At 34.4% G+C, this 13204-nt stretch carries 9 protein-coding genes; 2 read left to right on the top strand and 7 right to left on the bottom strand.

Annotated elements, in window-relative coordinates; translation table 11 throughout:
• Positions 1 to 761 precede the first annotated feature (761 nt).
• From J3U66_RS07420 to miaB, 5 genes are all read right to left on the bottom strand, one after another.
• Positions 762 to 1943 carry a serine hydrolase gene (locus J3U66_RS07420; RefSeq protein ID WP_065633743.1) on the bottom strand — a complete coding sequence of 394 codons (1182 nt, stop codon included), beginning with the start codon at positions 1941 to 1943 and terminating at the stop codon, positions 762 to 764.
• Between the two features lie 14 nt (positions 1944 to 1957).
• Positions 1958 to 3064 (bottom strand): peptidoglycan glycosyltransferase MrdB, encoded by a 1107-nt coding sequence (gene mrdB / locus J3U66_RS07415; protein ID WP_267333993.1) that lies wholly within the window; start codon positions 3062 to 3064, stop codon positions 1958 to 1960.
• Positions 3065 to 3066: 2 nt separating this feature from the next.
• Complete coding sequence (gene mrdA, locus J3U66_RS07410; RefSeq protein ID WP_267333992.1) at positions 3067 to 4935, bottom strand: penicillin-binding protein 2; 1869 nt, start codon at positions 4933 to 4935, stop codon at positions 3067 to 3069.
• 87 nt (positions 4936 to 5022) lie between these two features.
• Positions 5023 to 6045, bottom strand: coding sequence for a PhoH family protein (locus tag J3U66_RS07405; protein ID WP_267333991.1), 1023 nt, complete (start codon positions 6043 to 6045; stop codon positions 5023 to 5025).
• 119 nt (positions 6046 to 6164) lie between these two features.
• Positions 6165 to 7592, bottom strand: a complete 1428-nt coding sequence (gene miaB / locus J3U66_RS07400) for a tRNA (N6-isopentenyl adenosine(37)-C2)-methylthiotransferase MiaB (RefSeq protein WP_267333990.1) — start codon at positions 7590 to 7592, stop codon at positions 6165 to 6167.
• Between the two features lie 624 nt (positions 7593 to 8216).
• Between miaB and J3U66_RS07395 the strand changes: the two genes are divergently transcribed.
• Positions 8217 to 9452: an N-acetylmuramoyl-L-alanine amidase gene (locus J3U66_RS07395; protein ID WP_323849460.1), complete on the top strand. Its 1236-nt coding sequence runs from the start codon at positions 8217 to 8219 to the stop codon at positions 9450 to 9452.
• A gap of 21 nt (positions 9453 to 9473) precedes the next feature.
• Here J3U66_RS07395 and rsmG read toward each other — a convergent pair whose 3' ends face one another.
• Together rsmG and mnmG are read right to left on the bottom strand one after the other, a co-directional pair.
• Positions 9474 to 10073, bottom strand: a complete 600-nt coding sequence (gene rsmG, locus J3U66_RS07390) for a 16S rRNA (guanine(527)-N(7))-methyltransferase RsmG (protein ID WP_267348578.1) — start codon at positions 10071 to 10073, stop codon at positions 9474 to 9476.
• The gene (gene mnmG / locus J3U66_RS07385) at positions 10051 to 11943 is read right to left on the bottom strand and encodes a tRNA uridine-5-carboxymethylaminomethyl(34) synthesis enzyme MnmG (protein ID WP_267348576.1); all 1893 of its coding nucleotides are present in this window, start codon (positions 11941 to 11943) and stop codon (positions 10051 to 10053) included. The genes rsmG and mnmG overlap by 23 nt, the downstream gene beginning before the upstream one ends.
• A gap of 576 nt (positions 11944 to 12519) precedes the next feature.
• Between mnmG and hda the strand changes: the two genes are divergently transcribed.
• Positions 12520 to 13203 carry a DnaA inactivator Hda gene (gene hda, locus J3U66_RS07380; RefSeq protein WP_065633735.1) on the top strand — a complete coding sequence of 228 codons (684 nt, stop codon included), beginning with the start codon at positions 12520 to 12522 and terminating at the stop codon, positions 13201 to 13203.
• Position 13204 lies beyond the last annotated feature (1 nt).

Raw genomic sequence — 13204 nt, 5'->3', positions numbered from 1 at the left:
TTTCGTGAACTTACTAAGTATTTTTTTAATCCACAAATATAAACGCTAGCTTTATTAATACTGTGTGTTTACACGTTAAAAATTAGCTTTACTGTCATCTTGTTAGCTTATGTCGTTAGTCTTCATTCACTTTTTAATTATGCTTCTATTCTAATCGTATTAAGAATATACAATATCAACCGATAAAAAGATGTTATAACGAGTTAAAAGAGATATTACTAAGAGTAAGTTATATTAAAAAGCTTTTGTATCCTCATGCGTTAAAGATAAATTACCGTTATTTGCCGATTTTAGTGATTAAAAATTACGTGTAACAAATGACTTTTATCCCGACTTTAGCCACGCATAAAATAGTTAATATTTAAGCTAAACCGGCCAAAATTACTTTAGAAAAACGAGAGCTTATAGTAGATGAGCTAGATGTAACATCAATAGTTGCTGATCTTAAAAGTTTTAATGCGTTACATCTGGTAGATTTTTATACCGTTTGACATCGTAACGCTCTTCTTTTCAAAACGTTGTTGGAAAGATAATTTTATAAGACCAAACAGTTATCTTTTTAAAAGGGATGAGTAATAAACAGGCAATGCTCGTAAATCAAGCAAGATAGAATAAATATTGTCGCGTGACTAACAAAGTAATAAGCGCTGTAAGAACGTTACCTTTGTGCTGTGAATAAGTTGACAAATTGTTTTATGTTATAAAAAACCATTCAATAAGTTTTGACTTATTAAATGGTTTAATAAAATTTAGTTAAATACTTAGTTAAATATTTGATTGAATTTTAAACAAATCCAATCCCATACCGATCCAAAGAATCCTGTTTCTTCAACATCTTGTAATGCAACTAATGGTTGTTCATTAATAATTTTGCCATCTAATAAAAACTGCATTTTACCTACACTGGTCCCTTTAGTAATAGGTGCGTAAATATAATCATCAATAATATATTGTACTTGTACATCAGCCGAACGTCCTTTTGGCACAGTAACATAAGCACCTTCAATTGCACCCAACTGAATTTTATTTTGATCGCCATACCAAATAGATTCTGTTGTTAATGGCGTACCTGCTTTGACTGGATTAGCTGTTTCGAAGAAACGAAATCCCCAAACTAATAACTTTTTACTCTCTTCTTCACGTCCTTTAAACGTGCGTCCACCTAATACAGCAGAAATTAAACGCGTATTACCATCAACAGCTGAGGCAACTAAATTATAACCAGCAGCATTGGTATGCCCAGTTTTAATACCATCAACATTTAAAGTGGTATCCCAAAGTAAACCATTTCGGTTTAATTGTGGTTTAGATAATGTGTAAGTAAACTCTTTTTCTTTATAAATAGCGTACTCGGAAGGTAAATCATGGATTAATGCTTTTCCTAAAAATGCCATATCTTTTGCTGTTGTATATTGCCCGGGTGCATCTAAGCCATGTACAGTTTCAAAATGCGTATGCTCTAAACCTATTTTTTTTGCATATTCATTCATTAAATTAACAAAAGCACCTTGGCTACCCGCAATATGTTCAGCCATTGCGATACAGGCATCATTACCAGATTGGATGATTATTCCTTTATTTAAATCAGAAACCGAAACCGTTTTACCCACTTCTAAAAACATCAATGATGAGCCTTTTAAAATAGGATTTCCTGTTGCCCAAGCATCTTTACTTACAACGACCATATCATCATTTTTGATACGCCCTGATTGTAATGCTTGGCCAACTACATAACTGGTCATCATTTTCGTTAAACTTGCTGGATCGCGTTGTTGTTCAGCATTATATTGCGCTAAAATTTCACCAGATTTAGCATCAATTAAAATATAAGATTCAGCATCTAATTGAGGAATAGCAGGAATAGGAAAAGCCATTTCAGCTGATGCCGAAGAACAAATTGCAAGCGCTAACAAAGCAAAAGATAATTTAAATTTCTTTTTCATTTAATTCAATTCCGTTAAATATTTTTAGATAACATGTATCGATGAGTGTGAATAGACATCATAATGCCAAAACTTGCCATTAATACGACTAAGGAAGAGCCACCATAACTTATTAGCGGTAATGGTACACCAACTACCGGTAAGATTCCACTAACCATACCAATATTAATAAAGACATAAACAAAAAACACTAAAATTAAACCACCTGAGAGTATACGACCAAATGTGGTTTGAGCTTGCGCCGCAATAACTAATCCACGGATAATTAAGCATAAAAATAACACTAATAGTATTATCGTGCCGATAAAACCAAACTCTTCAGCAATAACGGAAAAAATAAAGTCAGTATGTCTTTCCGGTAAAAATTCTAACTGAGATTGCGTGCCTTCAAGCCAGCCTTTACCCCAGATCCCGCCAGAGCCGATAGCGGTTTTAGATTGAATAATATGATAACCTGCACCACTAGGATCGAGTTCAGGATTAAATAACATTAATACTCGAAGTCGCTGATAATCATGCATAAGAAAAAACCACATTATCGGTAAAAATATCGCAATTAAAATAATAGCAATAAAAATAAATCGCCAATTGATGCCAGCTAAAAATATGATAAAAATACCTGACATAACAATTAAAATTGCAGTACCTAAATCTGGCTGCATAGCAACAAGTAAAGCAGGAACAGCAATAATAATTAAAGTTTGAAAGGTATTTTTTAATGGTGGTGGACAACCATCACGATGAATAAATTTAGCGACCATTAATGGGACAGCTATCTTAGCAATTTCAGAGGGTTGAAAGCGTAAAATACCTAAATCCAACCATCGCTGCGCACCTTTACTTACATAACCAAAAATATCGACCAATAACAACATCAATATACAGAACAAATATAAATATGGCGCCCATTTTTCAAAGGTTCTAGGCGAAAATTGCGCAATTGCAATCATGACAACATAACCAAGTAAAATTTGAATTACCCGTTTTTGCATCATATCAAAATCTTGACCAGTAGCACTCCAAAGAATATAAAGGCTATAGCCAAGTAATAGTGTAATAAATAAAAAAAATAGTGGATCGATATGGATTTTTTGCCAAAAAGTTTTTTTAATATTATTCATAATTAATCTTCATGCCCTGCATGTGATGGAGTTTCATCTAATTCCGTTGAATTATCGCCTAATAGATAGTAATCCAATATTTTTCGCGCGACGGCTCCGCCATTTGAGCTACCACCACCACCATTTTCAAGCACAATGGCTAACGCAATAGTTGGTTTATCAAAAGGAGCATAAGCAACAAACAACGCATGATCACGTAAGTGTTCAGGAATTTTATGGGCATTATAAACTTCATCTTCTTTTAAACCATAAACTTGTGCAGTGCCCGATTTACCAGCTGCTTGGTATTTTGCATCAGCATAAACTTTTCGAGCTGTTCCCCGTGCACCAAACATTACCCGATGCATGCCTTCTTTAGCTAATGCCCAGTAATTGGGATTAACATCAACTAAGCTATTAGTTTCAATATAATTTTGTTGATTAACTGCAGGTGGATTCGAATTGGTATTTAAAATATCGCTCTTTTTATATAATAAAAAATGTGGCGTATAAGTTTTACCATTATTAATCAAAATAGTAAGTGCTTTAGCTAACTGTATAGGTGTTGCTGTCCAATAACCTTGGCCAATCCCTACCGGAATAGTGTCACCTTGTAACCAAGCTTTTTTATAACGTTGCATTTTCCATTCACGACTAGGCATAACGGCTTTATTTTCTTCATTTGGTGAAATATCAATACCGGTTCTTTCACCATAACCGAATTTAGTCATCCATTGATGTAAACGATCGATACCCATATCATAAGCAACTTGATAAAAATAGGTATCAACTGATTCTTCAATTGCTCTTAACACATCAACGCGCCCATGTCCCCATTTTAACCAGTCTCGATATCGTCTATCGGTACCAGGTAGTTGCCACCAACCCGGATCATTAATAGTCGATTTGGGTGTGACAACACCTTCACTTAAAGCGGCAATGGCAATATAGGGTTTTACTGTTGAAGCAGGCGGATAAGAGCCAAGTAATGCTCGGTTATAAAGAGGTTTATTAGGATCATTGAGTAATTCGCTATATTTAGCATTCGATATTCCACCAACAAACGGATTAGAATCGTAACTCGGACTTGAAACCAATGCTAAAATTTCACCATTATTAGGATCAATAGCAACCACTGCTGCTTTTCGGCCAGCAAGTAACTGTTCGATATAAAGTTGTAATTTAAGATTGATAGACAGGTAAATATCTTCACCAGCTTGTGGTGGATGCTGATTAAGTTGACGAACAATGCGCCCTCGGCTATTAACTTCAACTTTTTCATATCCTGGCGTACCATGTAATACATCTTCGTAGTATTTTTCGATACCCATTTTACCTATATTAAAGGTTGCCACATAATCACTGGTTTTATTTTCATCATCTAAACGTTGTTTATCAGCAGTATTAATTTTTGAAATATAGCCAATAATATGCGTTAATGATGCGCCAAATGGATAATAGCGATGCTGTATACCCACAATTGAAACATAAGGGAAACGATGTTGATCAACAACAAAACGCGCAATTTGCTTTTGAGTTAAATTGTCCTTAAGTGGCACCGGTCGATGAGCTTTATAATTACGGCGTTCTTTTTGAAAATTTTCAATATCTTCGTCAGTCAAATTAACAATATTTTTTAATTCATTAAATTGCTCATTAAGATTTTTGATTTTATCAGGAATAATATTGAGTTGATAAGTTATATTGTTAATGGCTAAGGGTGTGCCATTGCGATCATAAATCATTCCACGGCTAGGTGGAATGGGAATAATTTCGATACGATTATTATTCGATTTTGTACTGTAATAACTAAAATTAGAAATCTGCAAATCAGCTAAATTACCGAGTAAAACCGATATTAATAATAAGATAATAACAAAAGCAAATAACACTCGCCGCAAAAACAGGTTTGTTTCTGCCGAGTGATCTCGAATATTGCTTCTCTTTTTTTTACTTGAGATAGGGATAATATGACTCCTCTAAATACTTCTTTCGCCAGATTGATGCTTATGTTGTTCTTCCCAATTTTCATAAGCATTGACGATTCTTGCAACCACAGGATGACGAACAACATCTTCACTATTAAAAAAATTGAAGCTAATTTCGTCAACTTGGCTTAATACTTCAATTGCATGACGTAATCCAGATTTTTGATGGCGAGGTAAATCAATTTGCGTGATATCACCAGTAATGACTGCTTTAGAATTAAAACCAATACGGGTTAAAAACATTTTCATTTGTTCAATAGTCGTATTTTGGCTTTCATCCAAAATAATAAATGCGTCATTAAGAGTACGTCCACGCATATAAGCTAGAGGCGCAACTTCAATAACACTTTTTTCAATGAGTTTTTCAACCTTTTCAAAACCTAACATTTCAAATAAAGCATCATAAAGAGGACGTAAGTAAGGATCCACTTTTTGACTTAAATCGCCGGGTAAAAAACCCAGTTTTTCACCGGCTTCAACCGCAGGGCGAGTTAATACAATTCGACGAATTTGTTGCTTTTCCAAAGCATCAACCGCTGCGGCTACCGCTAAATAGGTTTTACCTGTTCCTGCCGGACCAATACCAAACGAGATATCATAATCTAACACATGCGCAATATATTGCGCTTGATTTGCTGTTCTGGGTTTGATTACACCACGCTTAGTTTTTATCATAACAAGCTTACCTGCTTGATAATCAACATAAGCAGGTAAGTGTTCACTTGCTTTTTCAAGTGCCCCAGATTCTTTGATAGCTAAATGAATCTGTTCTGGTTCAATATCAACTATTTTATTTTTTAATTTAGTTTGCTTATAAAGTACTTTTAAAATATCGTTGGCCGCAGTAACACAAATAGGATCACCGGTAATTGAAAATAGATTACCACGATGGTTAATTTCAATACCCAATCGACGCTCTAATTGTTTTATATTGTCATTATAAGGACCACAAAGACTATTTAACCGCTGATTATCAGCCGGCTCAAGTAAAGTTTCACAAGTCAAAATATTCAATGATAAGTCCTCTAATAATTAAAATTAACTGCCAATGCGTTATTGATATAATATTTAATATTTTAACGCATTAAAAAGTGCACAGCATAGTGATAACACTTCACGATATTTTCTTATAGTTATGGATGATAAATACCCACCCCTAAATCATTTTCTTTACGCGTTCGTGAAATTACTGACATTGGCGATTGATTGACTCGTAAATCCATTTCATCTTCAGTACGAACCACTCTTCCTCGTAAGGAATTAGGATAAATATCAGTTATTTCTACATCAACAAATTTTCCAATCATATCTGGTAGACCTTCAAAATTAACAATACGATTATTTTCAGTACGTCCTGTTAATTCCATTAAGTTTTTCTTCGAAGGTCCTTCAACCAAAATACGTTGCACAGTATTTAACATGCGGCGACTAAATTGCATCGCTTGTTGATTAATGCGCTCTTGCAATATATATAAACGCTGTTTTTTCTCGTCTTCTGTGACGTTATCTTCCATTTCGGCTGCTGGCGTACCTGGTCGTGCTGAATAGACAAAGCTATAACTTAAATCAAAATTCACATCAGCAATGAGTTTCATGGTTTGTTCAAAATCTTCTTGGGTTTCACCAGGGAATCCAACAATAAAGTCTGAACTAATTTGAATGTCAGGACGAACTTTGCGTAATTTACGAATAATTGATTTATATTCAATAGCGGTATGTGTGCGTTTCATCAGATTTAACACACGATCTGAACCACTTTGTACCGGCAAATGTAAAAAGTTAACTAATTCTGGCGTATCACGATAAACATCGATAATATCATCAGTAAATTCAATTGGATGACTGGTTGTAAAACGAATACGATCAATACCATCAATAGCCGCAACTAAGCGTAGTAGTTCAGCAAAAGAACAGATATCACCATCAAATGTTGGACCGCGGTAAGCATTTACATTTTGACCGAGTAAATTGACTTCACGAACGCCTTGTTCAGCAAGTTGAGCTATTTCATAAATAACATCATCACATGGCCTACTGACTTCTTCACCTCGAGTATAAGGTACCACACAGTAAGTACAATATTTATTACATCCTTCCATAATCGATACAAAAGCTGTTGGCCCTTCACTACGCGGCTCTGGCAAACGGTCAAATTTTTCAATTTCAGGAAAGCTGACATCAACAACATGATTGCCTTTACCACTACGAACTTGCTCAATCATTTCAGGCAGACGATGGAAAGTTTGTGGTCCGAAAATAATATCAACAAATGGTGCGCGTTTACGAATATGTGCACCTTCTTGTGAAGCAACACAACCACCTACCCCAATAATAATATTTGGATTATGTTGTTTTAAGTTTTTCCAACGACCTAATTGATGGAATACTTTTTCTTGGGCTTTTTCACGAATAGAGCAAGTATTGAGTAATAAAATATCTGCTTCTTCTGCATTTTCTGTTAAAGTTAAACCGTGGGTGGATTCAAGGAGATCTGCCATTTTAGTTGAATCATATTCATTCATTTGGCAGCCCCAAGTTTTGATATGTAGTTTTTTGCTCATCAATAACTCAGCTATATTTAATTGTTAAAATGAAAACGGGTTTAAATCCGCGATTTTAGCGTGCCATATTGTAATCCTTTGTAATAGTAGGGTCTATAATAAAAATGAAAAATAACAAAACAAAGTAACGTATTGGATTTTTTTATTGAATATAGCAATATGTTAGAAAAAATTTAACAGTAAAAAATAGGCTATTTTGCTAACTAAAAACATTACCAATCAATTTACTATTTAGCGTTTAGTCAAAATTTATCGTAAAGATAATTTTGCTATAACTGATTTATTAATAACGTAATTTTTAATTTTTCTAGTCGTGTAAAATAAGTAGGTAAACTGAAAAATGCATGATAACGCCAATTTGATTACTTCCTATTTTCATCAAAAATATAAATTTCATTATTTAAAAGTTTTAACAGACAGCACCAACAGAACCAAATTGATTAAACCTGAGTTAAATATAATCCTAACCTGAATAAAAAATATCAAGGCCGCGGCTATAACATAATCAATTGATAACTTATCACATAAAAAAGCTAATTAAAGATGAGAATCATTCTTTTTAATATCAATATATTTTATGCTATTATTCACGATCAATTTATTTAGAAAATAATGTGTTTAGATATGTCAAAAACATTTAGTCCAACAAAACGCCTACTCATTAAAGGTATTATTGCGACATGTTTATTATCTGTCACAAAAGTAGGTTTTGCAGCAAACTTAGCTCAGGTCATAGCTGTTAGAGTTTGGCCTTCATCGACCTATACTCGAATAACATTAGAATCGAATGTAAATTTAAAATTCAAACACACTTTATTGACCAATCCAGACAGGCTTGCCATTGATATTGAGAATATTAATTTAGATGCTACTTTAAAAAAGATTTCATCTAAAGTATTACCTCGAGATCCCTATATCAAATCAATAAGTGTTGCCCAACTTGATTCAAAAAAAGTTCGAATCATGATCAATTTGAAGCAAGGTATTCAACCCAATACCTTTAGCTTATCGCCTGTAGCTGAATTTAAACATCGTTTAGTCATCGATCTTTATCCATCTAAACCTTCATCAGCAACAGATGATGATCCTTTGCTTGCATTATTAGAAGAGTATAAAAAAGGCGATCTTAATAAAAAACAATCTCAGATCAAAACAACAGCCAATAAAAGCAAAAACGCACCTATTATTGTTGTTCTCGATCCTGGACATGGAGGTGAAGATCCTGGTGCTATTGGTAATAATAAGACGCGTGAAAAAGATGTCGTATTACAAATTGCCCGTCGAGCTTACAGTTCTTTGAAAAAAGAACCTAATATAAAAGTCTACATGACTCGTAATGAGGATGTCTTTATACCATTAAAAGTAAGAGTAGCCAAAGCTCGATCATTACACGCTGATATTTTTATTTCTATTCATGCCGATGCCTTTGCCAGCCCATCAGTAAAAGGATCGTCAGTATTTGCCTTATCCACACGCGGCGCAAGTAGCTCAGCAGCTAGCTATTTAGCACAAACACAAAATGAAGCCGACCAAATAGGTGGCGTTAGCCGTAGTGGTGATAAATATTTAGATAATACCATTTTGGATTTAGTACAAAAAACCACACTGAGCAATGGTATATTACTCGGCAATGCAATTTTAAATCGAATGAAAAGTGTCAATAAATTACATAAACCGTCACTTGAAAAAGCCGGATTTGCTGTATTAAAAGCACCGGATATTCCTTCGGTTTTAGTCGAAACTGCTTTTATTAGTAATGCTACAGAAGAACAAAAATTAAAAACAGCTTCGTTCCAAAATCAAGTATCTAAAGCAATCGTAGATGGGATTAAAGATTACGTCAAAAGACGTAAAAACTAGTAGTAGTAATTAAATATAACACTATTGAATTATCACTAAACGTCTTTCCGCATCTAATTGAGGAATAGTCAATTTAATATTTTGTTTAAGCATAAAACCATCCGGAATGGTGTCGATCTCACTGCCTTTAAGCGCATAAAAAGCACCATGTTCATTAGGTAAATGTTTACACCAATTAAGCATATCTTGCAGGGAAGCAAAAGCACGACTAATCACACCGTCAAACTTTTTATCGCAATATTGTTCAATTCGACTTTGTACTGGATGTATATTAGTTAACTTTAATTCAAATTGAACTTGTTTTAAAAAACGAATTCGTTTACCTAAACTGTCAACGAGATCAAATTGTTTTTCAGGGTTGATAATTGCTAATGGAATGCCAGGTAAACCTGGCCCTGTTCCAACATCAATAAACGTTTTACCTTCTAAATAAGGCGATACAACAAGACTATCCATAATATGCTTAACTAACATTTCGTTAGGATCTCGCACGGCAGTTAAATTGTAAGCTTTATTCCACTTATGTAACATTTCAACATAATTAATTAACAGATCTATTTGCTGATCAGAGATCAAAAGATCGGTTTGATCAATTAGATTAGTGAGTTTCTTTTTTAACATAATTCTTCTTTTTTAAGTAAACCAGTAACATTGAAATAGCAGCAGGCGTAATACCCGAAATACGTGAAGCTTGCCCAATAGAAACAGGTTTATGTTGTTTTAATTTAGCCACCACTTCATTAGATAACCCTGATATTTCTGCATAATCAATATGCGCAGGAATCAATGTTTGTTCATTACGTTTTTGACGCTCTATTTCTTCAATTTGTAGTTTGATATAACCATCATACTTGACTTGAATTTCAACTTGTTCAGCCGCTTGCGGATCGCTTAACCCTGGCGCAAACAGTGATAGTTTTTTTAACGTTTGATAATTCATTTCAGGGCGTTTTAGTAGCTCTTCGCCATTGGCTTCTTTGGTTAAATTAGCACTTAAGACCGCATTTACTTCATCAATGGTTTCGATGTGAGGGTGAACCCAAATATCACGCAGACGTGCCCTTTCTTGTTCCACTGCTTCAAATTTTTCATTAAATTTTTGCCAACGGTAATCATCAACCATCCCTAATTTACGTCCGATTTCAGTTAAGCGAATATCGGCATTATCTTCACGTAACATCAAGCGATATTCGGCACGAGATGTAAACATGCGGTAAGGTTCGTTTGTGCCTAATGTACAAAGATCATCAACCAAAACGCCCAAATAAGCTTGATCACGTGTTGGATACCATTGATCTTGATCATATACAAATCTTGCTGCATTTAACCCAGCTAGCATTCCTTGGGCCGCGGCTTCTTCATAACCTGTTGTGCCGTTGATTTGACCGGCTAAAAATAGCCCTTTGATCACTTTACTTTCTAACGTTGGTTTAAGATCTCTTGGATCAAAATAATCATATTCGATCGCATAACCCGGTCTTACAATATTCGCATTTTCAAGCCCTTTCATACTACGTACAAATGCAAGCTGGGTATCAAAAGGTAGACTTGTTGAGATCCCATTTGGATAGATTTCATTACTATCTAATCCTTCTGGTTCCAGATAGATCTGATGGGAATTACGATCAGCAAAACGCATGATCTTATCCTCAATGGAAGGGCAGTATCTTGGCCCGACACCTTCAATAACCCCTGTGTACATAGGACTGCGATCTAAACTGTTACGAATGATCTCGTGTGTGGTTTCGTTAGTACTTGTTATATAACATGGGATCTGCCTTGGATGTTCACTAGCCTGACCTAAAAATGAGAATACTGGAACGGGATCATCGCCATATTGTTTTCCAAGTTTTGAAAAATCGATGGTTCTTGCATCAATACGAGGTGGTGTACCTGTTTTTAAACGACCCATTCTAAATGGATATTGATGCAATGATTTTGATAAACCAATTGATGCTGGATCGCCGGTTCTTCCCCCGCTGTAATTGTCTAAACCTATGTGGATCTTTCCATCTAAGAAGGTGCCTGCTGTTAATACTACGGCTTTCGCTCTGAAAGATACGCCCATTTGAGTTTTTACACCTGTGATCTGATCGTTTTCGATGATCACATCTTCAACTGATTGTTGAAATAGCATTAAATTAGGTTGGTTTTCAAGTGTTGTTCGGATCACTTTTCGATAAAGCGATCGATCTGCCTGTGCGCGAGTAGCTCGCACAGCAGGTCCTTTACTACTATTTAAGATCCTAAACTGGATCCCTGCTAGATCAATAGCGTGTGCCATGAGTCCGCCCATTGCATCGATCTCTTTTACTAGATGCCCTTTACCAATACCACCAATTGCAGGGTTGCAAGACATTTGACCTAACGTATTGATATTATGGGTTAATAGTAGTGTTTTTCTGCCCATTCTAGCTGATGCCATTGCTGCTTCTGTTCCTGCATGGCCGCCACCAACAATAATGACATCAAAAAGATCTGGATAAAACATAAAAGCCTCGTTGTTTTTATTTATATACTGATGATCGTCGTTTTGGATCAGGTGATTTGGGTTTATTTAGCGTTAGGAATTGTACTCATCTTTTTGATTACGTCAAATGATCTATTTTGATCGCTATTTAAATTAAATAAGATCTTTTATTTGATCTTTTTATTTTTATTGTTATTAGTTTAGATGACTTCTGTTGATAACTTAGTTTTGCCATTATTATTTAGGATCTTAGTTGTGATCTAATGCTGTTAATTGATCGGATCTTTTTGGATTTAGACTTGTTTATAACTATTGTATTTATCCACAATTGTTTTTGTCTTTAAGGTTATTAATCCGATTATAACAGCTTATTAGCCGTATTTATCACAAAGTTATCCACAAAAAATAAGTTTGTTTGCTTAAATTTTGATATATTAGTGATGATGTTTTAAACACTGCTATTTGATCTGTATTGCTCAATTTAACTTATTAAGTAAGATGGTTATTGTGCTTGATTTGTTTTATACAAAAGTGATTGATTTTTGTGGTAGCAAATTTATACTTATCATGAAATTATTTTTATTGTGAGGTTATTTTATTACTCTTTCACAGTTACCTTTACCTTTTTCTTTATCTAATAGTGAAACTTTTGATAGTTTTTATGTGGGCGATAATCAATTATTGTTCGATTCGTTACAAGCTTTATTTGATAAGCCAGGTTTCAATGTTTTTTATATGTGGTCGGCAAGTGCTTCTGGTCGGACTCATTTGTTGCATGCTTCAAATCAAAATAAGTTAGCCAGTTATATTCCTTTAAAGCAGTATTACCATCTTGTTCCCGAAATTTTACAAGGCTTGGATAATTATGATTTAGTGTGTTTAGATGATATTGATGCTATAGCAGGTCACAGAGATTGGGAAGAGGCTATTTTCGATTTATTTAATCGTTTAACTGAGAAAAATGTAAGTAAGTTATTAATTACAGCTAATGCACCGCCTAAACAGATTTGTTTTACTTTACCTGATTTGGTTTCTCGATTATCTTGGGGACAAGTTTATCAATTAAAAGAATTGAGTGATGATGATAAGCTTAAAGCTTTACAATTAAGAGCTAAATTAAGTGGTTTTGAATTATCAACCGAAGTTGGATTGTTTTTATTAAAACGTGTTAATCGTGATATGCGTACACTGTTTTCTTTATTAGAAAAGTTTGAAGTTGCAACGCTTGCTCAACAACGTAAGTTAACTATTCCTTTTATTAAATATATTTTGGATTTGTAGT

It is taken from the genome of Gilliamella sp. B2969, from assembly GCF_026536195.1.
Lineage (GTDB): Bacteria > Pseudomonadota > Gammaproteobacteria > Enterobacterales > Orbaceae > Gilliamella.
The sequence above is the reverse complement of the archived record's forward strand: the minus strand, read 5'-3'. Positions and strand labels throughout refer to the sequence as shown.

Bases quoted from the DNA above. Each gene is read 5' to 3' on its own strand.
- J3U66_RS07395 (WP_323849460.1), top strand. From the start codon at position 8,217: ATGTCAAAAACATTTAGTCCAACAAAACGCCTACTCATTAAAGGTATT.
- mrdB (WP_267333993.1), bottom strand. From the start codon at position 3,064: ATGAATAATATTAAAAAAACTTTTTGGCAAAAAATCCATATCGATCCA.
- mnmG (WP_267348576.1), bottom strand. From the start codon at position 11,943: ATGTTTTATCCAGATCTTTTTGATGTCATTATTGTTGGTGGCGGCCAT.
- J3U66_RS07420 (WP_065633743.1), bottom strand. From the start codon at position 1,943: ATGAAAAAGAAATTTAAATTATCTTTTGCTTTGTTAGCGCTTGCAATT.
- rsmG (WP_267348578.1), bottom strand. From the start codon at position 10,073: ATGTTAAAAAAGAAACTCACTAATCTAATTGATCAAACCGATCTTTTG.
- miaB (WP_267333990.1), bottom strand. From the start codon at position 7,592: ATGAGCAAAAAACTACATATCAAAACTTGGGGCTGCCAAATGAATGAA.